The following is a 24430-nucleotide window of genomic DNA, read 5'->3' on the forward strand; positions in this document are numbered from 1 at the left end:
CCAGGCCCAATGTTGACGTCCTTCCTGTTTACCAGCGCGCTCTTACGCCGAAATTGCCACTGACACCCTCAAAGTTGTTGTCGTCCAGTTGGGTGCCATAGTTACCCTCCATATAAACACTGACCGTGGATGACAATTGAGCCACAACACCGATGCCCATATCAGCCGTGGAGGACTTGTGATCGCTCTTGATCCGGTCCACCCCGTCGAACGTCACCGTGTCGCTACCGCCGAAGGTGTGCCAGACATTCGCCCGTAGGTACGGCTCCACGGGTGTGTTGCTGACCAGATAGCGACCCTTGAGCCGTGCGCCGATGCGGCCGGTCCAATACTCCTGGGAGTCGAATGAGACCTTGGAAATGCCGTCGTGCTGGTTATCCAGATCGATCTTCTGGCCGATGACCTGGGCCTGAGGTTCCATCTCCCAATGCTCGGACAGCCTGAACGGGTAGCCGGCCTCGGCGGATAACGCCAGGGCGTGGCCCTTGGTATCCATCTTCACTCCTCGGTCGGACTTGTTGTCGCCATCCAGGCGGGTACCCATGGCCACCAGGTCGACGTACCAGCCGGTCGGATCGGTGAGTGTCCAGTAGGCGCCGAAGTTGTCGCCGTCGAGTTTGACCCGCCCGGAGCGATGGTTCTGCCAGCCCATTGCAAAGCCCTTCACGTCGCCGCGCAGGCGGCTCTGGCCGATAAAGAGGCCAAGGCGTTGCGTCTGCCCGCCGCTGGTTTCGGCGGCGTAAAGGTCATGGCCAACCTGATAGCCCTTGACCGTGCCGTCAAAACTCGGCGCCACGGTGCCCGACCAGCTTTTGTTGAAATCACTGCCATAGGCGCGGCCCCAACCTGCCGGCACTGCACCGGTCTCGGTCAGCAGGCTTTGCTCGCCCTGGCGTTCATGGAAGGTGCCCAGCGCCTGCAACGTCATCAGTTGCGCAGCGGGGATGTCTACGGAGTAGACCGGAACTTCCAGGCGATACAGTGGAATCGGCGCGGCACCCGCCACGGCGGTGGGAAGTACAGGGTTACTCGCCGCCGATTGCGGCGACGTGGCTGCAGCGACTTGGCTGGGCGGTGGCGCGGCAGGCTCGATTGGGGGTTGCGGTTGCGCAGTGGGCGGTTCCACGGAAGGTTCATCCGAGTCCACTACAGGGGGAGTGGCGGGGATCGGCGGCACCGGCACCACCACGGCCGGTGTCGGCGGTACGGGTGGGACCGCCGGCGGTTGCACGGCCACCACTGAGGAGCGAAGGAACCAGCTGTTTTTCGTATTGGCAAGGGTGCCGCCCTTGAACAGCAGGTATTCATACGCCCCGGCGGAGACCGAGCCCTTCAAAGCAAACGCATCGTTGCTGCTGACGGCGCCGTTGAGTGCCTGGACCACTTCGATGCCGTTGTTCTGGGTCAGCCCGCCGATACCGCCGAGGTTGCTGACACTCAGTTGGGTGTGACCGCTGATGTTGCCGTCGGACACTACCAGCTTGTCGGTGGCAGAGTTTTCGTCGCCGAGTACGGTTTGCAGGTGCAGCTGGCCGTTGTTGCCCACATAGTTACCATGCACCGTCAACACGCTGGTAGCGCTGTTGTCGGTGGTCATGTCGACAGTGCCGGCGTTATTGAGCGTCGCCAGTTGCCCGGCGGTGTAGGGGCGGATGCCGCCTTGCGCCACGGCCAGGGTACTGCTGCCGTCGATGTTGAACATGCCGGTATTGCTGCCACTGTCACCGAGGAAAAAATCCCCGGCCAGGTCCAGGCGCGAGTTTTTGGTGAGGCTGACGCGCTCCAAGCCGATGTAGCGGGCCGCGGTGCTGGATGTTGTCGCGTCGAAGATCAGCTGATCGTTGCCCAGGCCGCCATCGATAAAGGGCGTGTGGTTCAGTTTGCTTTCATTCAAGCCTTGCAGCAGGACCGTGTCGTCGCCATCACCCATCAATACCCGGGAGTTGATCCTGCCTTCACCCAGCCATTTGAACGTATCGTTGCCGACGCTGGCACGGATCTCACCATTAATCACGCCGCCGCTGACGGTGATGCTGTCATCGCCGCCGCTGGTGCTGATATTGCCGCCGATGGTGCCGCCGGAAATGATGATGGTGTCGGTGTCGAAACCGGTGACCAGGTTCTCCCGGATTTCCCCCCCGGTCATTTCATAGAAGTTCTTGTCCAACTTCATATTGACCCGGCCAATTTTGCCACCGCGCTGGTAGGCCACATCGCCGTCTTCAAAAGCCTCGTCGATTATGCCGTCATACATTTCAAGCACGTCGCGGCCGTCGCCCTGGAACAGGCCGCCTATTCGCCCACCCATCATGACGACACGATCAACACCGTCGCCTTGCTGCACGATCCCGGTGACCCGGCCGTCGCGGATTTCCACCGTATCTATTCCAGGGCCAAAGGTCACATCGCCATTGATGGCGCCGCCTGTGGAGAGCGTCAGGCTGTTATCCCCGGAAAGATCGGTCAGGCCGGCACTGCTGCCGTTGTTACACGTATAGGTATCGTTGCCGGTTCCCGGGGTGAGAACGCAGGCGGCGTGGGAGGGTTGAGGGTTCATGTACTGCAATGAGATGAGGCCGACAGCTAAAACGGCCCGGGTCGAGAAACCACTGGGCTTTTGCATGGGTGTGTCCTGGGTTTGTTGTAATAACTGCTCCTGTTTTTGGGTTTAGCACAGTTTTCCAGTAGCGCAATTTTTTATGCATGGCGCGCAGGCCACGGAATACGTGGCCTGCGTGATGGCACTTTGAGTTTTTGCCCGCTCAGCTCAAGCCAGTTGTTGACGATAGGGCAGGTCTGGGCCGGTCTTGCCGCAGGTCAGGGCGGCAGCCCGGATCGCGAAGCCCAGCATGGCGTCGATCTGCTCGCGGCTCAGTCGTTGCAGCCCGTCAACCGAATCCAACTGCTGTTCCGTCAGCCACGCGATCAGCGCCGCCTGGAAGGTATCACCAGCACCCACCGTATCGGCCATCACCACCTTGACCGCAGGTTGCGACCAACTGCCATGCTGGCGGCTGAACACCGACGCACCGTCGCCACCACGGGTGAGGAACACCAGTTGGCAGCGGTGTTGCAGCCAGCCTTGCAGCACGCTTTCCGGTGTCTGGTCGGGGTAGAGCAGGTGCAGGTCTTCGTCGCTGACCTTGATCAGGTCGGCGTGTTGCACCAGCTCTGCGACGCGGGCGCGCCACAGGTGGATATCGGGCTGCGGGTTAAGGCGCACGTTGGGGTCGAGGCTGATCAGACGCTTGCCGCTTTCACGCTTGACCAGGTTGAGCAGGGTGTCTCCAATCGGTTGCACCACCAGCGAAAACGAGCCCACATGCAGCCCGCGAATTTCATCGCCCAGGGGCGGCAGGTGCGTCAGTTGCAATTGCCGGTCGGCGCAGCCTTCGCCGCGAAAGCTGTACTGCGGCGAGCCATTGGCGCCCACGGCCACCATCGCCAGGGTGGTCGGCGCGTCGAACGCCACCAGAAAGCGTTCGCTGATACCTTCGTCATTCAGGACCTGCTGCAAGCGCCGTCCAAGGTAATCGGTGGACAGGCCGGCGAAGAGCCCCGACTCGATCCCCAGGCGGCGCAAACCCACCGCCACGTTGAACGGCGAGCCACCGGCAATCGCCTTGTAATTGAGCTTGGCGGCCTGCCCGCTGGCATCCTCCTCGCTGAAGAAATCAAACAGCGCTTCACCACACACCAGATACATAGTTGCTCGCTCTCAAAGGGTTGCCACGTGCTGTTGATAACGCTGATACGCTTGTTGATAGGCACTGACATTGGCCGCCACGGGTAAGGTGCGGCTGGCCGGGTCAATGCTCACGCATTTGTCGCAAAGGCTGGCCAGCGGTTCGCCGCTCTGGCACCACGCCGCCTGGATCGCCGCGCCCAGGGCGGCCGCCTCGCTCTGTTCGGTACACACCACTTCGGTGTGCATGATATCGGCGACCATCTGCCGCCACAGCGGGCTTTTCGAGCCGCCGCCGATCAGGCGGATGCTCTGGCTTTGCAGGCCGGTCTGGCGCAGCAGGTCCAGGCCATAACGCAGGCCGAAGGTGGTGCCTTCGACCACCGCGCGGCACAGGTTGGCACGGGTCAGGTTGGTCATGGTCAGGCCCTGCAGGCTGCCGGTGGCGTGGGGCAGGGCGGGCACGCGTTCGCCGTTGAGGAACGGCAGCATGCTCACCCCATCGGCCCCGATGGATGCCTGTTCGACCAGCGCGTTGAAGGCATCGAGGTCCAGGTCGAACAGCTCGCGAATCACCCCGGTGGCGTTGGTCAGGTTCATGGTGCAGATCAGCGGCAGCCAGCCGCCGCTAGAGGAGCAGAAGGTCGCCACCGAGGCCTGGGGGCTGACGTTGGGCTGGTCGGCAAAGGCATACACGGTGCCCGATGAACCCAGGCTCATGGTGATCACGCCGGGGGCGATATTGCCGGTGCCAATGGCGCCCATCATATTGTCGCCGCCACCACTGGACACCACCGCGTTGGGGTTGATGCCCAGGCGCTCGGCAATGGCCGGCAGGATCGTGCCCACCGCTTGGTCGGCTTCGATCAGTGTCGGCAACGCGGCTTGCAGGCGGCCGCTGGGGTCGATGTGCTGGAGCAACGCCACATCCCATTCGCGGCGGCGCACGTTGAAGTAACCGGTGCCCGACGCATCGCCGTACTCGGCGCAGGCGCGGCCGGTGAGCCAGTAGTTGAGGTAGTCGTGGGGCAGCAGGATATGGGCAATGCGTGCGAAGACGTCGGGGTGCTGTTCGCGGGTCCAGAGCAGCTTGGACACGGTGTAGCCCGGAGCGATGGCCACGCCCAGGCGCTCCAGGGACCCGCGTTCGCCACCCAGATGCTGCAGCAGCCGGTCGTTCTCCGGCGCGGTTTCGGTGTCGCACCACAACTTGGCCGGGCGCAGCACTTCACCTTGTTCGTCCAGCAGCACCAGGCCGTGCTGCTGGCCGGACACGCCGATGCCAAGGATGTCCTGGCCGTCCACCCCGGCTTGTTGCAGGGCGCGGTGGGTGGCTTCGGTGAAGGCGTCCAGCCATTCCTGGGTGTGTTGTTCACGCCGGCCGTTGGCGCCGCTGATCAAGGTGTGCGCGGCGGCGCCCAGGCCCAGCACCTTGCCGCTGGAGGCGTCGAGGACGATGGCCTTGGTGCCTTGGGTGCCGCAGTCGATTCCGAGGAACAGGTTTTGCTGGGTCATGATGGAGTGCTCAGCATTATTATTGGGTTGAAAATACGGTCGATGTGGGAGCTGGCTTGCCTGCGATAGCGGTCTGGCAGTCACCGCAGGGTTGACTGGACCACCGCTATCGCAGGCAAGCCAGCTCCCACCTGTTTAATCCGGTTTGTTCAGCAGGTTTTGTAGTGTGGTGGTGACGCCTTTGTCGCGCAGGCTTGCATAACACCGCTCGAACGCTGCCACAAACGCCGCCGACTTGGGAATAGCTGTGCCAAAAATCTCTTCCACCCCCAGCAACCGCTGGCTGATCAGCGCGTCATCGCTCACCAGGTCCTGGCAGAACGCTGCCCGCGGATCCGGGATGCTGTAGCGCGCGCCGTTTTCATCCACACCTTTCAAGTACAGCGCCCAGGCCGCCACCACAAGGGCGGCACGGTCCGTCTCGCGGCCGTCGGCAATCAGGCGGTTGATGGTCGGCACGGTGAACTTGGGAAACTTCGATGAACCATCGGAGCATACGCGCTCCAACTGGTCGGCAATCGCCTGGTTGGAAAAGCGATCCACCAGGGTCTGTTTGTATTCGGTCAGGTCGATACCAGGTACCGGCGCCAGGTTCGGCGTGACGTCCAGGTCCATGTAGGCGCGCATATACGCCACGAACACAGGGTCGTTCATGGTCTCGTGAACGAATCGGTAGCCCTTGAGGAACCCCAGGTACGTGAGGGCCAGGTGGCTGCCGTTGAGCAGGCCGATCTTCATTTCTTCGTAAGGCGTGACGTCATCGGTGAACTGCACGCCGACCTTTTCCCAGGCCGGGCGGCCGTTGACAAATTTGTCTTCCAGCACCCACTGCACAAACGGCTCGCACACCACCGGCCAGGCATCGTCGATCCCGTGCTGGTCATGCAGTTGCAGGCGGTGGGCGGTGCTGGTCATGGGCGTGATGCGGTCAACCATGGCGTTCGGGAAGCTCACGTTGGCCTTGATCCAGTCATGCAGACCCGCGTCGTGCAGGGCGGCGAAGGCCAGCAAGGCCTTGCGGGTGACGGCGCCGTTGTGAGGCAGGTTATCGCAGGACATCACCGTGAAGGCCGGGGTGCCAGCGGCGCGGCGCTGGGTCAGCGCGGCGCAGATAAAGCCGAACACGGTTTTCGGCGCTCTCGGGTGCGCCAGGTCATGCTGGATCTGCGGCAGGTGGGCCATGAACTCGCCGTTGCTGTCGTCGATGCAGTAGCCGCCCTCGGTGATGGTCAGCGAGACGATGCGGATCTGTGGGCTGGCGAGCTTATCGATCAGCGCCTGGGCGCCGTCTTCGGCCAGCAGCATGTCGCTGATCGAGCCGATCACGCGCACTTGCGTGTCGTCGGTGTCGCCCAGTTCATACAGGGTGAACAGGTAATCCTGGCCGGCCAGGTCGTCGCGGGCCTTGCGGTCTTCACTGCGCAGGCCCACGCCGCAGATGCCCCAGTCCAGGCCTTCGCCAGTGTTCATCAGGGCATCGGTGTAAAACGCCTGGTGCGCACGGTGGAAACCGCCGACGCCAATGTGCGCGATGCCCTGGCGGGTGTCGGCAATCGCATACGCAGGCAACTGCACTTGGGGCGCCAGTTGGGTCAGGTTGGCTTTATTCAATTTCATCTGGAAATACTCGCGAAATCAGGCGGCAGCGCGCAGTGGACGGGCCACGGCGACGCCATCGGTGTCGAACAAATGGCAGTGCGTCGGGTCCAGGTGCAGTTGCAGCGTCTCGCCGTACTGGCTGGCCATGTCGCCACGGATACGCATGGTCAGCGGTTCGCCGTTGCGGGTGATGACGTGGCAGAAGGTGTCGCTGCCCAGGCGCTCGCCGACGTCGGCGGTGACGGTCAGGGTGGTTTGCCCGGGTGTGGCCATTTCCAGGTGCTCGGGACGAATGCCCAGGGTCACCGCGCTGCCCACGCTCAGGGTGGCGCCGCTCAACGGCAGGCTGATCAGAGTGCCGGCGTCCAGTTGCACCTCGCAGCCTTGGCTGTCGACGCGGGTGACCTGGCCCTTGAGGAAGCCCATCTTCGGCGTGCCGAGAAAGCCTGCCACAAACAGGTTGGCCGGCTGGTGGTACAGCTCCAGCGGCGAACCGACCTGTTCGATGCGCCCGCTGTTGAGCACCACCACCTTGTCGGCCAGGGTCATGGCTTCGACCTGGTCGTGGGTCACGTAGATCATGGTCGCTTGCAGTTCTTTATGCAGGCGCGCCAGCTCCAGGCGCATCTGCACGCGCAGGGCGGCGTCGAGGTTGGACAGCGGTTCGTCGAACAGGAAGATCTTCGGGTTGCGCACAATCGCTCGGCCAATCGCCACGCGCTGGCGCTGGCCACCCGAAAGTTGCTTGGGCTTGCGCTCCAGCAAAGGCCCCAGCTCAAGGATGCGCGCCGCTTCGCTGACTTTGCTCTCGACCAGCTTCTTGTCGACGCCCGCCAGGTCCAGGGCAAACGACATGTTCTTGCGCACGCTCATGTGCGGGTACAGCGCGTAGGTCTGGAACACCATGGCCAGGTCGCGCTTGGCCGGGGTGACTTCGGTAATGTTGCGGCCATCGAGTTCGATGGTGCCGTCGCTGACTTCTTCCAGGCCGGCGATCAGGCGCAGCAGGGTGGATTTGCCACAGCCCGACGGGCCGACGAACACCACGAATTCCTTGTCGTTCACTTCCAGGTCGATGCCCTTGATGATGGAAAAACCTTCAAAGCCTTTTTGCAGATTCTTGATTTTCAGGTTGGCCATGATGGGCCCTCCGCTGGGAATTATTATTTGACGGCGCCAAAGGACAAACCGCGTACCAACTGCTTCTGGCTGATCCAGCCAAAGATCAGGATCGGCGCGCAGGCGAGGGTCGAGACGGCGGACAGCTTGGCCCAGAACAAGCCTTCGGGGCTGGAGTAAGAGGCGATCAAGGCGGTCAACGGCGCGGCGCTGGAGGAGGTCAGGTTCAGCGACCAGAAGGCCTCGTTCCAGCACAGGATCAACGACAGCAGTACCGTGGAGGCCAGGCCACCCTTGGCGATGGGCAGCAGCACGCGCACCATTTCCTGCCACAGGGTGGCGCCGTCCAGGCGGGCGGCTTCGAGGATGTCCTTGGGGATGTCCTTGAAGTAGGTGTACACCATCCACACCACAATCGGCAGGTTGATCAGGGTGTAGATGATGATCAGCGCAATGCGCGTGTCCAACAGGCCAAAGCTCTTGGCCAACAGGTAGATCGGCATCAGCACGCCCACCGGCGGCAGCATTTTGGTCGACAGCATCCACAGCAGCGTGCCCTTGGTGCGCTGGGTTTCGTAGAACGCCATGGAATAGGCGGCCGGTACCGAAATGAGCAGGCACAGGGCGGTGGCGCTGAACGAAATCACCACCGAGTTCCAGGCGTAGGCGAAGTAATTGCTGCGCTCGTTGATGTGCAGGTAGTTCTCCAGCGTCGGCGTGAAGATGAACTGCGGCGGCGTGGCGAACGCGTCGATTTCGGTCTTGAAGCTGGTCAGCACCATCCAGAAGATCGGAAAGAAAATCAGGATCGCGATGGCCCAGGCCAATGTGCCGAGCAACAGGCTCTGCAGGCGACGGGATTGTTGAAGCGTCATGGCGCGGCCCTCAAGGCTTGTCAGTCAGGTTTTTGCCGATCATCCGCACCAGGATGATCGCCGCGATATTGGCGATGACCACGGCAATCAAGCCGCCGGCCGAGGCCATGCCCACGTCGAACTGCACCAGCGCCTGGTTGTAGATCAGGTAGGCGAGATTGGTGGACGCATAGCCGGGGCCACCGTTGGTGGTGGTAAAGATTTCGGCGAACACCGAGAGCAGGAAGATGGTTTCGATCATCACCACCACGGCAATCGGGCGGGCCAGGTGGGGCAAGGTCAGGTGCCAGAAGATCGCAATGGCGCCGGCACCGTCCAGGCGTGCGGCTTCCTTCTGCTCCTGGTCCAGGGACTGCATGGCGGTCATCAGCAGCAGGATCGCGAAGGGCAGCCATTGCCATGACACAATGATGATGATCGACAGCAGCGGGTAATGCGCCAGCCAGTCCACCGGCTCGGCGCCGAAGAACTTCCACACGGCGGCGAGAATCCCCGACACCGGGTGAAAAATCAGGTTCTTCCAGATCAGCGCGCCCACCGTGGGCATGATGAAGAACGGCGAAATCAGCATCACCCTGACGATGCCGCGCCCCAGAAACTCACTGGCCTCCAGCAGCGCACTGATCAACACGCCGAACACCACGCTGATCAGCAAGACGCTGCCCACCAGCAACAGGGTATTGGTGGCGCCGGGCAGGAACCCCGAATCGGTGATGAAGTAGCTGAAGTTTTCCAGCCCCACGAATTGGTTTTCGCCGGGGTAGAGCAGGTTGTAGCGGATCAGCGAAAAGTACAGGGTCATGCCCAGCGGCACGATCATCCACAGCAGCAACAAGGCCACCGAGGGGCTGACGAGAAACCAGCCGGGGTTGGCCAGGCGGTTTTTGGTGGGTGTATTCATGGTGATCAGAACCAGTCAGATGCCTACAGAATCTGCGTCGGAGCGCGGTCGCTGTGGGAGCTGGCTTGCCTGCGATGGTATCGCCTCGGTGTTACGGATAGACCGAGTCGTTTGCATCGCAGGCAAGCCAGCTCCCACAAAAGCTCTGCTCCTGTATTTGCGGTGGTGAGGCTGGTTTACTTGGGGTAACCAGCCCGCTTCATTTCCCGCTCGGTGGTGTTCTGCGCGGAGGTCAACGCAGCATCGACGGTTTGCTGACCGGTCAGCGCACCCGAGAAGAACTTGCCCACCTGGGTACCAATCGCCTGGAATTCAGGAATGGTCACCAACTGGATACCGATATACGGCACCGGCTTCTCGGTCGGCTTGGTCGGGTCGGCCACTTTCAGCGATTCCAGCGTCACCTTGGCGAACGGCGCGGCCTTCATGTACTCGTCGCTATAGGTGGATTGGCGCGTACCCGGCGGCACGTTGGCGATGCCATCGGTCTTGGCCACGAGCTGGCCGTATTCCTTGGAGGTGGCCCAACTGGTGAACACCTTGGCGGCGTCCTTGGCCTTGGAACTGGTGGGGATCGCCAGGCTCCAGGAGTACAGCCACGACGTGCCCTTGTCGGTTTTCTCATGGGGCGCGAAGGTAAAGCCGACATGGTCTGCGACCTTGCTCTGGCTCTTGTCGGTAACAAACGAGCCGGCCACGCTGGCATCTACCCAAATCGCGCATTTGCCGCTGTTGAACAGCGCCAGGTTTTCGTTGAAACCGTTGCTGGAGGCGCCCGGCGGGCCGGATTTCTTCATGTTGTCGACGTAGAAGTTCAGCGCGTTCTTCCACTCGGAGCCGTTGAATTCTGGCTGCCACTTCTCATCGAACCAGCGCGCGCCGAAGCCGTTGGCCAGGGTGGTGATCAGCGCCATGTTCTCACCCCAACCGGCTTTGCCGCGCAGGCACAGGCCGTATTGCTCTTTGGATTTGTCGGTGAGTTTGGCGGCGAATTCGCCGATCTGGCTCCAGGTCGGGTGCTCGGGCATGCTCAGCCCAGCGTCCTTGAACAGGTCGGTGCGGTAATAGGTGATCGAGCTTTCGGCATAGAACGGCAGGGCGTACAACGAGCCCTTGACCGACAAACCGTCGCGCACTGAAGGGAACACATCGTCGAGGTCGTAGGAAGCCGGCAAGTCCTTCATCGGCTCCAGCCACCCCTTGGCGCCCCAGAGTGCGGCTTCGTACATGCCGATGGTCAACACATCGAACTGCCCGCCCTGGGTGGCGATGTCGGTGGTCAGGCGTTGGCGCAGCACGTTTTCTTCGAGCACCACCCAGTTCAACTTGATCTCCGGATGCTCGGCCTCGAAGGTTTTCGAGAGCTTCTGCATGCGGATCATGTCGCTGTTGTTGACGGTGGCAATGGTCAGGGTTTGCGCGCCAAGGCTGACGGCGCTGAGGGTCATGCAGGTGCAGGCAAGCAATGCTTTTGCTGTGAACTTCATCGCGCACTCCATTTCCGCGCCCAGAGGGCTACAGAAGGACGGTTATTGTTGTTGTGTCTTCCTACGAGAAGTCAGGAAGAGTGTGCGTTGATTACAGCCTTCAAAAGCGGCGGTGACAAATCCTTGGGCGCACGCTCACTGATACTTTTTTGCACTCATCGACCACCTGATCGTTCCCACGCTCCGCGTGGCAACGTCGCTAGGGACGCTCTGCGTCCCGGGGTGACGCAGAGCGTCACGGTATGCATTCCCACGCAGAGCGCGGGAACGATCCTCAGTGCAGTGCTTAACGCTTGATCGTTCCCACGCTCCGCGTGGTAACGCCGCTTGGGACGCTCTGCGTCCCCAGGTGACGCAGAGCGTCACGGAATGCATGCCCACGCAAAGCGCGGGAACGATCCTCAGTGCAGTGCTTAACGCTTGATCGTTCCCACGCTCCGCGTGGTAACGCCGCTTGGGACGCTCTGCGTCCCCGAGTGATGCAGAGCGTCACGGAATGCATGCCCACGCGGAGCGCGGGAACGATCGATGCCGTCTTTAACGGTGAATAGCACGCTGGGTGCTGGATCGATTGGGGGATTTGGGGTGGGTTTGATCATGGTGAAACTCCTGATTTAAGTGGAGCTGCCACCCTTTCGCCGCGACGCTATGGGGTGGTAGCCGTACGCAGGTTCGCGGACCGGAATCAGGAAACCGGCATACCCGAAGGTATCCCGCGCACAGCCACCATGAAGCCGCACAGTAGACGATAAAAAAACGCCGACTAAAAGCGGAAATGGCACTTTGCATCTGATTAAACCGGGCCGCGACGCCCGACGCTGCCTGTGCAGCGGTGTACGGAGACTAGAGATCGAGTGTCCTAGGGGCAACCTCAAAGCCTTGTAAGACGTTTCTGTTTCCCACCACCTAGATGAACGATCAACCTCAAGCCAAATTCTGCTCCGTCAACCGCTGCACCGCCAACCGCCGATAGTGAGACGGCGTCATCCCCTTGAGCTGCTGAAACCGCCGATTAAAGTTGGAAATATTATTAAACCCCGACTCAAAGCACACATCCGTCACCGCCTTGTCCCCATCGGCCAGTAATTCACAGGATTTGCTGATGCGCAGCCGATTGACGAATTCAATAAAAGTCCGCCCGGTCGCCTGTTTGAACACCCTGGAAAAATACGTCGGCTTCATCCCCAGGTACTCCGCCACTTCTTCCAACGGCAGCTCTCGGGCGTAGTGGGCAAAGATGTAGTCCACTGCGCGGTTGGTGCGGTCGATGCTGTGTTCGTCGGCTTGCTGTGGCGTGGTGACGCCGGACAGTAACTGGTAGTCCTCACAGGCGCTCAACACTTCCAGCAAGATAAAGAAGTGCCCCAGGCGTGCCATGCCTTGGGCGTCTTCGATGCGTTGCATCAGGGTCATGGCGTGGGCGATGGTTTTTTTGCAGCGAAATTCGATGCCGTATTGCGCACGTTCAAGCAGCGGCGCCAGGCTCTTGAGTTCGGTGAAGATGTGGCTGCCGTGTTCGAACAACTCATCGGTGAAGTTCACCAGCATGTCACGCTTGGGCACCACTTCATCTTCCTCCACCTGGCTGATCCAGTTATGGGGCAGGTTGGGGCCGGTGAGGAACAGGCTTTCCGGGTAGAAGTTGCCGATGTAGTCGCCGATAAACACCTTGCCGGAGCTGGCGACGATCAGGTGCAGTTCGTATTCCTTGTGGAAGTGCCAGCGCACCAACGGGCAGGGGAAGCCATGCTGACGATAGATGATGGACAGGCCGTTGTGGTCGTCCATCAGTTCGTAGGAAGGGTCGGTGATGCGCGTTGCTCGGGTCATGCTGCCGTCGCTTTATTGTGGTCGCTGCGTAGGATAATGCCCCGTCGCGCGCGACCTCGCCAGCAGCAGTGTTTATAGGGTGCGGTTTTTGGCCTCGATCCACTGGGACATGTACTGGGTACTTTTATGCGCGTGATGGCGCAGCATGCTGCCGGTGAAGTTGTCCCGGCGATGGGCGGCGAGGTTGCTGCGGCAACGTTCCAGGCATTCCACCAAGGCGGGCCCGTGCACGTCCTGGTCATAGCGTCGGGCCAGGAGTTGGCGCCCATGCTCCTGGGCTTGAGTCCAGCGCTCGCGGTTTTGGTAAAGGGTAACGGCAGCGGCGGCCAGGGCCGGGGCGTCCTGTGCGATCTCGCCGGGCCAGGGCTGGTCATCGCCCATGGCTTCGGCGCCGATCGGGGTGGTGACATTGGGTGTGCCGCACAGCATGGCGTCCACCAACTTGCCCTTGATGCCGGCGCCAAAGCGCAGTGGCGCCAGGCAAATACGCGCCGCCGTCATGACTTGCAAGGCATCTTCGGCCCAGTTCATCACATGAAAACCCTGTGCCGGGTTGTGCAGGGCGGTGGCTTTGGGCGGGGTGTAGGCGCCGTAGATGTGCAACTGCGCGCCCGGCAACTGTTGGCGGATCAGCGGCCACAGGCTGTGCTTCATCCACAGCACTGCGTCCCAATTGGGCGCGTGGCGGAAGTTGCCGATGCTGAGGAAATGCGCACGGTCTTCAAAGGGCGCAAAGGCTGCAGTGGGCGGTTGCAGCATCAAGGGGCACCAGTGGAGCAGGGCGGCAGGCACCTTGAACTGTTCGGTGAGCAGGCGGATTTCCACGTCGGAGATCATCAGGCTGATGTCGCAGCGGTAAATCGCGGCGATTTCGCGCTTGGCCAGGTCGGTATCGGCCATGCGCTGGAATTCGTCCTCCAGCGCCGGCGCGAACAGGGCGCTGAAGTCGTCGCTGTCGGGGTTGGCTTTTACTTGTTCTTTGAAACGCTGGTGGCGGGCGTCGCGCAGGCTTTGCAGGTCGGAGGTTTCCAGCACGCGCAGGGCGTCGGGGCAGCATTGTTCTACGCGCCAGCCGAATTGCTCCTCCATCATGAAACGGTCGAACAGCACGATATCCGGGGCCAGTTCGCGAATAAAGTCGTCGAAACTGCTGTTATTCAGTTCGATGGCGCGTTCGGCGATCCCGAGTGCCGGCAAGTCGGCCTTGTGCTCGCCAATGGTGGCCGGGCTGCTGAAGGTAATGTCCCAACCTTGCGTAAGAAAGCTCTCAAGGATTTGCATCATATGCCCGCCCGCTGCCGAGGAGCGGGGCTCGGGCCAGACGTAGCCAATGACCAGGACTTTGGTGGCGGGCTGATTCATCGACGAAGGTTTCCTTGAAGGGCAGGCGCAAAGCGCGCAATTAAACCACAACCTCAGGACATGACAATTTGTGTCTGGCGGTAGGTAGCTTCGGCACTTTGTGGTTAACTTCCGCCTCTCGAATTCGTTTAACCAAACCCAGCATAAGGATTCCGTTCATGGCTCAAGTCACCCTTAAAGGCAACCCGGTCCAGGTTGAAGGCCAATTGCCGAAAGTCGGCGCCAAAGCTGCAGACTTCACCCTGACCGCCGGCGATCTGTCCAACGCCACCCTGGCTACCTTTGCCGGCAAGCGCAAAGTGCTGAACATCTTCCCAAGCGTTGACACCCCAACCTGCGCCACTTCGGTGCGCAAGTTCAACGCCCAGGCCAACGATGTGGCCAACACCGTGGTGCTGTGCATCTCCTCCGACCTGCCATTCGCCCAAGCGCGTTTCTGTGGTTCCGAAGGCCTGGAAAACGTTAAGAACCTGTCGGATTTCCGCAATGCCGACTTCGCCGTCGACTATGGTGTTTCCATCGCTGACGGCCCGCTGCAGGGCCTGACCGCTCGCGCTGTCGTGGTGCTGGATGAAAACGACAACGTGCTGCACAGCGAGTTGGTCAAGGAAATCGCTGAAGAGCCAAACTACGACGCCGCCCTGGCTGTGTTGAAGTAACTGTTTCTACGTATGACTGTCGTTTGGCAGTAACACGTATGATGCATGATTGCGGCCTGGCCTAGTCCAGGCCGTTTTTATTTGAGCGTCAGCGGCTTAGCGAAATAGCCGGTGGACTAAGATCAAAAAGTTAAACGTTGTAAGCCTAAGGTAAATAGCCGGTAAAGGTGCTTTTCTAAACGCACCCCAGTGCTTATCTTTCAGCCTCCCGAAGAAGAAGCTCTCACCCCCAATGGTTGATCACTCCATGCAATCCTCCTCCCGCAACTCCCGCCGCTGGCTGTTTGGCCTGCTCGTGCTGCTGGTTATCGCCGGCCTGTGCTGGAAATTCTGGCCCAGTGGCGCGGCCCATAAAGATGCTCCGGCGGGACACACGGGCAAGACCGGCATGGCGCGCCCAGGCTTCGGTGGTTCCACCGGGCCGGTACCGGTGCGTGTGGCGCCGGCGGTGCTGGGGGAGTTTCCGGTGTACTACAAGGCCCTGGGGACGGTCACTGCACTGAACACCATTAATGTGCGCAGCCGGGTGGGCGGCGAGTTGGTCAAGATCGCCTTCGAGGAAGGGCAGATGGTCAAGGCCGGTGACCTGCTGGCAGAAATCGACCCGCGCAGCTACCAGAACGCCTTGCTCCAGGCCCAGGGCACCTTGCTGCAAAACCAGGCCCAGTTGAAGAACGCCCAGGTCGATGTACAGCGTTATCGCGACCTGTACGCCCAGGACAGTATCGCCAAGCAGACCCTGGACACCGCCGAAGCGCTGGTGTTGCAGTACCAGGGCACGGTCAAGACCAACCAGGGCGCGGTGGACGACGCCAAGCTCAACCTGGAATTCACCAAGATCCGTGCGCCCATCAGCGGCCGCGTCGGTTTGCGCCAGCTTGACGTCGGCAACCTGGTTGCGGCCAACGACACTACCGCCCTCGCGGTGATCACCCAGACCCAGCCAATCAGCGTGGCCTTCACCCTGCCGGAAAATACCCTGGAAACCGTGTTGGCCCGTTACCACGCCGGCAACAAATTGCCAGTGGAAGCCTGGGACCGTAGCGACGTGAAAAAACAGGCGGTCGGTGTACTGCAAAGCCTGGACAACCAGATCGATGTCACCACCGGCACCCTGAAGTTCAAGGCGCGGTTCGATAACAAGGACCAGGCGCTGTTCCCCAACCAGTTCGTCAATGTGCACCTGCTGGCCGATACCTTGAAGAACGTGGTGCTGGCACCCTCTGCGGCGATCCAGTTCGGCAACAATGGCACCTTTGTCTATAAGCTCGACGGTGACAAGAAGGTCAAGGTCCAGCCGCTGGTGGTGGGGGATACCGATGGCGAAAATACCGTGATCAAAGAGGGCCTGGTCGCTGGCGACCGCGTGGTGCTGGAAGGCACCGACCGCCTCAAGGACGGTAGCGAGATCGAAGTGGTCAACGCCAGCAGCGAGGTGCCGACCACGCCGACCGAACACCTGCAAGGCAAGCCCGCAGCTAAAGGGGAGACCGGGGCAGACGCCGGCAAGGCGCAAAAGGTCGGTTCATGAACCTGTCGCGCCTGTTCATCCTTCGCCCGGTCGCCACCACGCTGAGCATGCTGGCCATTGTCCTGGCCGGCATCATTTCGTACCGCCTGCTGCCGGTATCGGCGTTGCCCCAGGTGGATTACCCGACTATCCGGGTGATGACCCTGTACCCCGGCGCCAGCCCCGACGTGATGACCAGTGCGGTCACCGCACCGCTGGAGCGTCAGTTCGGGCAGATGCCCGGGCTGACCCAGATGGCGTCCACCAGCTCGGGCGGTGCGTCGGTGCTGACCCTGCGTTTCAACCTCGACATCAATATGGATGTCGCCGAGCAACAGGTGCAGGCCGCGATCAACGCCGCCACCAACCTGTTGCCCAAGGATTTGCCGGCGCCGCCGGTATACAACAAGGTCAACCCGGCGGACACCCCGGTGCTGACCCTGGCAATTACCTCCAAGACCATGTTGCTGCCCAAGCTCAATGATTTGGTCGACACGCGCATGGCGCAGAAAATCGCGCAGATCAGCGGCGTCGGCATGGTCAGCATCGCCGGTGGCCAGCGCCAGGCCGTGCGCATCAAGGTCAACCCCGAGGCCCTGGCGGCCAATGGCTTGAACCTCTCGGACGTGCGCGCCCTGATCGCCGCCTCCAACGTCAACCAGCCCAAGGGCAACTTCGACGGCCCCACCCGCGTGTCGATGCTCGACGCCAACGACCAGTTGGTCTCGCCCGAGCAATATGCCGAACTGATCCTGGCCTACAACAATGGCGCTCCGCTGCGGCTCAAGGATGTGGCGCAGATTGTCGACGGTGCCGAAAACGAACGCCTCGCCGCCTGGGCCAATGAGAACCAGGCCGTGTTGCTCAATATCCAGCGCCAGCCGGGCGCCAACGTGATCGAGGTGGTGGACCGCATCAAGGCCCTCCTGCCGAGCATCACCGACAACCTGCCGGCCGGCCTGGACGTGACGGTGCTCACCGACCGCACCCAGACCATCCGCGCCTCGGTCAAAGACGTACAGCATGAGCTTCTGATCGCCATTGCCCTGGTGGTCATGGTGACGTTCCTGTTTCTGCGCCGGGTCAGCGCTACGATCATTCCGTCCATCGCCGTGCCGCTGTCCCTGGTGGGCACCTTTGGTGTGATGTACCTGGCCGGATTTTCCATCAATAACCTGACGCTGATGGCCCTGACCATCGCCACCGGGTTTGTGGTAGACGACGCGATCGTGATGCTGGAGAACATCTCGCGCTATATCGAGGAAGGCCAGACGCCGATGGCGGCCGCGCTCAAGGGCGCCAAGCAGATCGGTTTCACCCTGGTGTCCCTGACGCTGTCGTTGATCGCGGTATTGATCCCTTTGCTGTTCATGGCCGACGTGGTCGGGCGGTTGTTCCGTGAGTTCGCCATCACCCTGGCAGTGGCGATCCTGATTTCCCTGGTGGTGTCCCTGACCCTCACGCCCATGATGTGCGCGCGCCTGCTCAAGCGCGAACCCAAGGAAGAAGAACAGGGCCGCTTCTACAAAGCCAGCGGCGCCTGGATTGACTGGTTGATCGAAGCCTACGGCCGCAAGCTGCAATGGGTGCTCAAGCACCAGCCGCTCACGTTGCTGGTGGCGATCGCCACCCTGGGGCTTACGGTAGTGCTGTACCTGGTGGTGCCCAAGGGCTTTTTCCCGGTGCAGGACACCGGCGTGATCCAGGGTATTTCCGAAGCGCCGCAGTCGATTTCCTTTGCGGCGATGAGCCAACGCCAGCAGGAGTTGGCGAAGATCATCCTTGCCGACCCGGCGGTCGAGAGCCTGTCGTCCTACATTGGCGTGGACGGCGATAACGCCACCCTCAACAGCGGCCGCTTGTTGATCAATCTCAAGGCCCACGGCCAGCGCGATTTGAGCGCAGCCGAGGTAATCACCCGCCTGCAACCGCAAATCGACAAGCTGGTGGGCATCCGCCTGTTCATGCAGCCGGTGCAGGACCTCACCATCGAAGACCGCGTCAGCCGTACCCAGTACCAGTTCAGCATGTCCTCCCCGGACGCCGAGTTGCTGGCGTTGTGGAGCGGCAAGCTGGTACACGCCCTCAGCCAGTTGCCGGAACTCACCGACGTCGCCAGCGACCTCCAGGACAAAGGCTTGCAGGTGTACCTGGTGATAGACCGCGACGCGGCCTCGCGCCTGGGCGTGAGTGTCTCGACCATTACCGACGCGTTGTATGACGCCTTCGGCCAGCGCCAGATTTCCACCATCTACACCCAGGCCAGCCAGTACCGGGTGGTGTTGCAGGCACAGTCCGGCGAAACCCTCGGCCCGGCGGCCCTCAACCAGATCCATGTGAAAACCACCGACGGTGGCCAGGTGCGGCTGTCGAGCCTGGCCCATGTGGAGCAGCGCCAGGCGCAGTTGGCGATTGCCCATATCGGCCAGTTCCCGGCGGTGATGATGTCGTTCAACCTGGCGCCCGGCGTAGCGCTGGGCAAAGGCGTGGAACTGATCAACCAGACCCAGAAGGACATCGGCATGCCGGTGGGCGTGCAAACCCAGTTCCAGGGCGCGGCCCAGGCGTTCGAAGCCTCGTTGTCGAGCACCTTGCTGTTGATCCTGGCGGCGGTGGTCACCATGTACATCGTGCTCGGTGTGCTCTATGAGAGCTATATCCACCCGATCACCATCCTCTCGACCCTGCCATCGGCGGCGGTGGGGGCCTTGCTGGCGTTGCTGCTCAGTGGCAATGACCTGGGCATGATTGCGATCATCGGCATCATCCTGCTGATCGGTATCGTGAAAAAGAACGCGATCATGATGATCGACTTCGCCCTCGACGCCGAACGCAACCAGGGCCTGGACCCGCAGACGGCGATCTACCAGGCGGCGCTGTTGCGCTTCCGGCCAATTTTGATGACCACCCTGGCCGCGTTGTTCGGTGCGGTGCCGTTGATGCTCGCCAGCGGTTCCGGCGCCGAACTGCGCCAGCCCCTGGGCCTGGTGATGGTCGGTGGCTTGCTGGTGAGCCAGGTGTTGACGCTGTTCACCACGCCGGTGATCTACCTGTACTTCGATCGTCTTGGCCGTCGCTGGCGCAAAGAGCCGCAACGCCTGGAGCCGGTTGAGCCATGAACCTGTCCGGACCTTTCATTCGCCGGCCGGTAGCGACCATGCTGCTGAGCCTGGCGATCATGTTGCTCGGTGGCGTCAGCTTCAACTTGCTGCCGGTGTCACCGCTGCCGCAGATCGACTTCCCGGTGATCGTGGTGTCGGCCAGCTTGCCGGGTGCCAGCCCCGAGGTGATGGCGTCCACGGTGGCCACGCCGCTGGAGCGCTCGTTCGGCGCGATTGCCGGTATCACCACCATGAGCAGTTCGTCGAGCCAGGGCTCAACCCGGGTGATTCTGGCGTTCGATTCCGACCGCGACATCAACGGGGCGGCCCGGGAAGTCCAAGCGGCCATCAACGCGTCGCGCAACCTGCTGCCCAGCGGTATGCGCAGCATGCCCACCTACAAGAAGATCAACCCGTCCCAGGCGCCGATCATGGTGCTGTCGCTGACCTCTGACGTGTTGCAGAAGGGCCAGTTGTACGACCTGGCCTCGACCATCCTGTCCCAGAGCCTGTCCCAGGTGCCGGGCGTGGGCGAAGTGCAGATCGGCGGCAGTTCGCTGCCGGCGGTGCGTATCGAGCTGGAGCCCAAGGCCCTCGATCAGTACGGCGTGGCCCTGGACGATGTGCGCAACACCATCGCCAATGCCAACCAGCGCCGGCCCAAGGGCTCCTTGGAAGACAGCGAGCGCAACTGGCAGATCCAGGCCAACGACCAGCTGGAAAAAGCCAAGGATTATGAGCCCCTGCTGATTCGCTACCAGGACGGCGCCGCCCTGCGCCTCAAGGACGTGGCGAAGATCACTGATGGTGTGGAAGACCGCTACAACAGCGGCTTCTTCAACAATGATTCGGCGGTGTTGCTGGTGATCAACCGCCAGTCCGGCGCCAACATCATCGAAACCGTGCGGCAGATCAAGGCCCAGTTACCGGCGTTGCAGGCGGTGCTGCCGTCCAGCGTCAAGCTCAGCCTGGCCATGGACCGCTCGCCCGTGATTACCGCCACCCTGCATGAGGCGGAAATGACCTTGCTGATCGCTGTAGGGCTGGTGATCCTGGTGGTGTACCTGTTCCTGGGCAACTTCCGCGCTTCGTTGATCCCGACCCTGGCGGTGCCGGTATCGCTGGTGGGCACCTTCGCGGTGATGTACCTGTACGGGTTTTCTCTGAACAACTTCTCGCTGATGGCGCTGATCCTCGCCACCGGGCTGGTGGTGGACGATGCCATCGTGGTGCTGGAGAACATTTCCCGGCACATCGACGACGGCGTGCCACCGATGAAAGCCGCGTACCTGGGCGCTCAGGAAGTCGGTTTTACCTTGCTCTCGATGAACGTGTCGCTGGTGGCGGTGTTCCTGTCCATCCTGTTCATGGGCGGGATCGTCACTAACCTGTTCCGTGAGTTTTCGATCACCTTGTCGGCGGCGATCATCGTTTCGCTGATTGTCTCGCTGACCTTGACGCCCATGCTGTGCGCCCGCTGGCTCAAGCCCCACGTCAAGGATCGGCAGACCGGTTTGCAGCGCTGGAGCCAGAAGGTCAACGACCGCATGGTCGCCGGCTACGCCACCAGCCTGGACTGGGTGCTGCGCCATCGGCGCCTGACCTTGCTCAGCCTGTTGATCACCGTGGGCGTGAATATCGCGCTGTACGTGGTGGTGCCCAAAACCTTCATGCCCCAGCAGGACACCGGCCAGTTGATCGGTTTTGTGCGCGGCGACGATGGCCTGTCGTTCAGCGTGATGCAGCCGAAGATGGAGATCTTTCGCCAGGCGGTGCTCAAGGACCCGGCGGTGCTCAGCGTGGCCGGCTTTATCGGTGGCAACCAAGGCACTAACAATGCGGTGATGCTGGTACGCCTCAAGCCGATCGGCGAACGCAAAATTTCCGCCCAGGCGGTGATCGAGCGCCTGCGCAAGGAGGTGCCGCTGGTGCCGGGCGGGCGCTTGTTCCTGATGGCCGACCAGGACCTGCAGTTCGGGGGCGGCCGCGACCAGACCAGCGCGCAATACTCCTACATCCTGCAAAGCGGTGACTTGGCCGCGCTGCGCCTGTGGTACCCGAAAGTGGTGGCGGCCATGCGTGAATTGCCAGAGCTGACCGCCATCGACGCCCGTGAAGGCCGGGGCGCGGCCCAGGTCACGCTGATTGTCGACCGCGACCAGGCCAAGCGCCTGGGCATCGACATGAACATGGTCACGGCAGTGCTCAACAACGCCTACAGTCAGCGGCAGATTTCCACCATCTACGACAGCCTCAACCAGTACCAGGTGGTGATGGAGGTCAACCCCAAATACGCCCAGGACCCGATCACCCTCAACCAGATGCAGGTGATCACCGCCGACGGCGCACGGGTGCCGTTGTCGACCATTGCCCACTATGAGAACAGCCTGGCCGATGATCGCGTCAGCCATGAAGGCCAGTTCGCTTCGGAGAATATCGCCTTCGACATGGCGCCCGGGGTCACGGTGGAGCAGGGCACGGCGGCTATCGAGCGTGCGATTGCCAAAGTCGGGTTGCCCGAGGACGTGATCGCCAAGATGGCCGGTACTGCCGATGCGTTCGCCGCGACCCAGAAAGGCCAGCCGTTCATGATTCTCGGCGCGCTGGTGGCGGTGTACCTGGTGCTGGGTATTCTGTATGAAAGCTACATTCACCCGCTGACCATCCTGTCGACGCTGCCGTCGGCCGGTGTCGGCGCGTTGCTTGCGATTTACCTGCTGGGCGGCGAGTTCAGCCTGATCTCCTTGCTGGGCTTGTTCCTGTTGATCGGCGTGGTGAAGAAAAACGCGATCCTGATGATCGACCTGGCGCTGCAACTGGAGCGCAACGATGGCATGAGCCCGCTGGAGTCGATCCGCAGCGCCTGCCTGTTGCGCCTGCGGCCGATCCTGATGACCACCCTGGCCGCGATCCTCGGTGCCTTGCCGTTGCTGCTCGGCAGTGGTGATGGCGCGGAAATGCGCCACCCGTTGGGCCTGACCATTATTGGCGGCCTGGTGTTCAGCCAGATCCTGACCCTTTACACCACCCCGGTGGTTTACCTTTACCTGGACCGCGCGCGCCATCGCTTCAACGCCTGGCGCGGCGTGCGTACCGATGCTGCCCTGGACACTGCGCTATGACCGACCCAACCAACGCCCCTGCGACCTCTGTAGGAGCGAGCTTGCTCGCGAAAAAGGCCCAGACGCCGCGCTCATCCAGAATGAACGCGTTAACGTTGACAGTCTTCGCGAGCAAGCTTGCTCCTACAGTGGGCTTGGCCATGTTGCTCAGCGCCTGCGCCATCGGCCCTGACTACAAACGCCCGGACGTCATCGAGCCGGTGCAGTTCAAGGAGGCCCAGGGCTGGCGCCAGGCCAACCCCAGCGACTCCCTGGCCCGCGGCGCCTGGTGGGAGCTGTACGGTGACCGTCAACTCAACGACCTGGTGGTGCGCCTCAACGCGTCCAACCAGACCGTCGCCCAGGCCGAAGCGCGTTTTCGTCAGGCAAAGGCGCTGGTGCGCAGCTCACGCGGGGCGTTTTACCCCAGCGTTGACCTGAGCGTGGGTAAAACCCGCGCCAGCCAGGGCACCGGCAGCAGCAGCGCCAGCCTCAGCAGCTCCAGCAGTGGTATCCGCGACACCCTCAATGCCCAGTTGGGTGTGAGCTGGGAAGCCGATATCTGGGGCAAGTTGCGCCGTGGTCTGGAGGCCAACGAAGCCAGCGCCGAGGCAAGCTCGGCCGACTTGGCCGCAATGCGTCTGAGCCAGCAGTCCGAACTGGTGCAAAGCTACCTGCAACTGCGGGTCATGGACGAACAGACGCGGCTGCTGCAAGCCACGCTGGACACCTACCAGCGTTCATTGAAAATGACCGAAAACCAATACCGCGCCGGTGTGGCTGGCAAGGACGCCATTGCCCAGGCGCAAACCCAGCTCAAGACCACCCAGGCCAGCCTGATCGACTTGATCTGGCAACGCGCCCAGCTGGAAAACGCCATAGCCGTGCTGATTGGCGAAGCCCCGGCCAACTTCAATCTGGCGGTGAGCAAAGATATTCCGGCGCTACCGCAAATACCGGTGAGCCTGCCGTCCCAACTGCTGGAGCGTCGCCCCGATATTGCCTCGGCCGAACGCTCGGTGATCGCCGCCAACGCCAATATCGGCGTGGCCAAGGCGGCCTATTACCCGGACCTCAGCCTGAGCCTGCAGGGCGGCTATTCCAGCAGCACTTATGAAGATTGGATCAGCCTGCCGAACCGCTTCTGGTCGGTGGGGCCGAAACTGGCCATGACCCTGTTCGATGGCGGCCAGCGCTCGGCGGAAGTCGACCGCAGCGTGGCCAGCTATGACGAGACCGTGGCCAAGTACCGCCAGACCGTGTTGGACGGTTTCCGTGAGGTGGAAAACTACATGGTCCAGCTCAAGGTGCTCGCCGATGAGGCGGTGGTCAGCAATGAAGCGCTGGAATCGGCGCGTGAATCCTTGCGCTTGACCGAAAACCAATACAAGGCCGGGTTGATTGCCTATCTGGATGTGGTCACGGTGCAGGCAACGGCCTTGAGCAACGAGCGCACCGTGTTGACCTTGCTGCAATCGCGCCTGGTGGCGAGTGTGCAATTGATTGCAGCGTTGGGCGGAGGCTGGGACGGCCAGACCTCCCTGGCTGAAAAGGAGTAACCGGATGCGCCGCGCATCCTGGGGGAGCAAGATCAACTGTGTGGGCTTGCCCCAATGCCAGTCAGTTAAGCACAGTACCCTGTGGGAGCTGGCTTGCCTGCGATAGCGTTAGTGCAGTAGTAGTTGC

Annotated in this window: 15 protein-coding genes; 5 read left to right on the top strand and 10 right to left on the bottom strand. The window is 61.7% G+C overall.

The window, feature by feature from the left end:
- Window positions 1–28: 28 nt before the first annotated feature.
- The 10 genes from MHH62_RS01900 to MHH62_RS01945 form a co-directional block, all read right to left on the bottom strand.
- A complete protein-coding gene (locus tag MHH62_RS01900; protein ID WP_014718705.1) occupies window positions 29–2623 on the bottom strand; it encodes an autotransporter outer membrane beta-barrel domain-containing protein in 2595 nt (864 codons plus the stop codon).
- A gap of 144 nt (window positions 2624–2767) precedes the next feature.
- Complete coding sequence (locus MHH62_RS01905; RefSeq protein ID WP_020301116.1) at window positions 2768–3706, bottom strand: carbohydrate kinase; 939 nt, start codon at window positions 3704–3706, stop codon at window positions 2768–2770.
- Window positions 3707–3718: 12 nt separating this feature from the next.
- Window positions 3719–5200, bottom strand: a complete 1482-nt coding sequence (xylB, locus tag MHH62_RS01910; RefSeq protein ID WP_032901628.1) for a xylulokinase — start codon at window positions 5198–5200, stop codon at window positions 3719–3721.
- Window positions 5201–5335: 135 nt separating this feature from the next.
- Window positions 5336–6817 carry a mannitol dehydrogenase family protein gene (locus tag MHH62_RS01915; protein ID WP_339232336.1) on the bottom strand — a complete coding sequence of 494 codons (1482 nt, stop codon included), beginning with the start codon at window positions 6815–6817 and terminating at the stop codon, window positions 5336–5338.
- 18 nt (window positions 6818–6835) lie between these two features.
- Window positions 6836–7939: a sn-glycerol-3-phosphate ABC transporter ATP-binding protein UgpC gene (gene ugpC, locus MHH62_RS01920; protein WP_038450357.1), complete on the bottom strand. Its 1104-nt coding sequence runs from the start codon at window positions 7937–7939 to the stop codon at window positions 6836–6838.
- Window positions 7940–7962: 23 nt separating this feature from the next.
- Complete coding sequence (locus MHH62_RS01925) at window positions 7963–8793, bottom strand: carbohydrate ABC transporter permease (protein ID WP_005788583.1); 831 nt, start codon at window positions 8791–8793, stop codon at window positions 7963–7965.
- A 10-nt stretch (window positions 8794–8803) separates the two neighbouring features.
- The gene (locus MHH62_RS01930; protein WP_014718700.1) at window positions 8804–9694 is read right to left on the bottom strand and encodes a sugar ABC transporter permease; all 891 of its coding nucleotides are present in this window, start codon (window positions 9692–9694) and stop codon (window positions 8804–8806) included.
- Between the two features lie 176 nt (window positions 9695–9870).
- Window positions 9871–11181 (bottom strand): sugar ABC transporter substrate-binding protein, encoded by a 1311-nt coding sequence (locus tag MHH62_RS01935; RefSeq protein ID WP_197865465.1) that lies wholly within the window; start codon window positions 11179–11181, stop codon window positions 9871–9873.
- 924 nt (window positions 11182–12105) lie between these two features.
- Window positions 12106–13011 carry an AraC family transcriptional regulator gene (locus MHH62_RS01940; RefSeq protein WP_003190965.1) on the bottom strand — a complete coding sequence of 302 codons (906 nt, stop codon included), beginning with the start codon at window positions 13009–13011 and terminating at the stop codon, window positions 12106–12108.
- Between the two features lie 72 nt (window positions 13012–13083).
- A complete protein-coding gene (locus tag MHH62_RS01945; RefSeq protein ID WP_032901625.1) occupies window positions 13084–14373 on the bottom strand; it encodes a glycosyltransferase in 1290 nt (429 codons plus the stop codon).
- Between the two features lie 158 nt (window positions 14374–14531).
- On the opposite strand from MHH62_RS01945, the gene tpx reads away from it, so the two are divergent.
- The 5 genes from tpx to MHH62_RS01970 all read left to right on the top strand — a co-directional run bounded on the left by tpx (window position 14532) and on the right by MHH62_RS01970 (window position 24303).
- Window positions 14532–15032, top strand: coding sequence for a thiol peroxidase (gene tpx, locus MHH62_RS01950; RefSeq protein ID WP_014718696.1), 501 nt, complete (start codon window positions 14532–14534; stop codon window positions 15030–15032).
- A 232-nt stretch (window positions 15033–15264) separates the two neighbouring features.
- Window positions 15265–16563, top strand: a complete 1299-nt coding sequence (locus tag MHH62_RS01955) for an MdtA/MuxA family multidrug efflux RND transporter periplasmic adaptor subunit (protein ID WP_014718695.1) — start codon at window positions 15265–15267, stop codon at window positions 16561–16563.
- The gene (locus tag MHH62_RS01960; protein WP_073453633.1) at window positions 16560–19661 is read left to right on the top strand and encodes an MdtB/MuxB family multidrug efflux RND transporter permease subunit; all 3102 of its coding nucleotides are present in this window, start codon (window positions 16560–16562) and stop codon (window positions 19659–19661) included. The genes MHH62_RS01955 and MHH62_RS01960 overlap by 4 nt, the downstream gene beginning before the upstream one ends.
- Window positions 19658–22765: an efflux RND transporter permease subunit gene (locus tag MHH62_RS01965; protein WP_020301122.1), complete on the top strand. Its 3108-nt coding sequence runs from the start codon at window positions 19658–19660 to the stop codon at window positions 22763–22765. The genes MHH62_RS01960 and MHH62_RS01965 overlap by 4 nt, the downstream gene beginning before the upstream one ends.
- A complete protein-coding gene (locus MHH62_RS01970) occupies window positions 22762–24303 on the top strand; it encodes an efflux transporter outer membrane subunit (RefSeq protein WP_081339070.1) in 1542 nt (513 codons plus the stop codon). The genes MHH62_RS01965 and MHH62_RS01970 overlap by 4 nt, the downstream gene beginning before the upstream one ends.
- Window positions 24304–24430 lie beyond the last annotated feature (127 nt).

It is taken from the genome of Pseudomonas sp. FSL L8-0168 (genome assembly GCF_037976155.1).
GTDB classification, from domain to species: domain Bacteria; phylum Pseudomonadota; class Gammaproteobacteria; order Pseudomonadales; family Pseudomonadaceae; genus Aquipseudomonas; species Aquipseudomonas paracarnis.

Excerpts from the sequence above, each read along its gene's own strand:
- MHH62_RS01900 (WP_014718705.1), bottom strand. The coding sequence starts at position 2,623 with ATGCAAAAGCCCAGTGGTTTCTCGACCCGGGCCGTTTTAGCTGTCGGC.
- MHH62_RS01905 (WP_020301116.1), bottom strand. The coding sequence starts at position 3,706 with ATGTATCTGGTGTGTGGTGAAGCGCTGTTTGATTTCTTCAGCGAGGAG.
- xylB (WP_032901628.1), bottom strand. The coding sequence starts at position 5,200 with ATGACCCAGCAAAACCTGTTCCTCGGAATCGACTGCGGCACCCAAGGC.
- MHH62_RS01915 (WP_339232336.1), bottom strand. The coding sequence starts at position 6,817 with ATGAAATTGAATAAAGCCAACCTGACCCAACTGGCGCCCCAAGTGCAG.
- ugpC (WP_038450357.1), bottom strand. The coding sequence starts at position 7,939 with ATGGCCAACCTGAAAATCAAGAATCTGCAAAAAGGCTTTGAAGGTTTT.
- MHH62_RS01925 (WP_005788583.1), bottom strand. The coding sequence starts at position 8,793 with ATGACGCTTCAACAATCCCGTCGCCTGCAGAGCCTGTTGCTCGGCACA.
- MHH62_RS01930 (WP_014718700.1), bottom strand. The coding sequence starts at position 9,694 with ATGAATACACCCACCAAAAACCGCCTGGCCAACCCCGGCTGGTTTCTC.
- MHH62_RS01935 (WP_197865465.1), bottom strand. The coding sequence starts at position 11,181 with ATGAAGTTCACAGCAAAAGCATTGCTTGCCTGCACCTGCATGACCCTC.
- MHH62_RS01940 (WP_003190965.1), bottom strand. The coding sequence starts at position 13,011 with ATGACCCGAGCAACGCGCATCACCGACCCTTCCTACGAACTGATGGAC.
- MHH62_RS01945 (WP_032901625.1), bottom strand. The coding sequence starts at position 14,373 with ATGAATCAGCCCGCCACCAAAGTCCTGGTCATTGGCTACGTCTGGCCC.
- tpx (WP_014718696.1), top strand. The coding sequence starts at position 14,532 with ATGGCTCAAGTCACCCTTAAAGGCAACCCGGTCCAGGTTGAAGGCCAA.
- MHH62_RS01955 (WP_014718695.1), top strand. The coding sequence starts at position 15,265 with ATGGTTGATCACTCCATGCAATCCTCCTCCCGCAACTCCCGCCGCTGG.
- MHH62_RS01960 (WP_073453633.1), top strand. The coding sequence starts at position 16,560 with ATGAACCTGTCGCGCCTGTTCATCCTTCGCCCGGTCGCCACCACGCTG.
- MHH62_RS01965 (WP_020301122.1), top strand. The coding sequence starts at position 19,658 with ATGAACCTGTCCGGACCTTTCATTCGCCGGCCGGTAGCGACCATGCTG.
- MHH62_RS01970 (WP_081339070.1), top strand. The coding sequence starts at position 22,762 with ATGACCGACCCAACCAACGCCCCTGCGACCTCTGTAGGAGCGAGCTTG.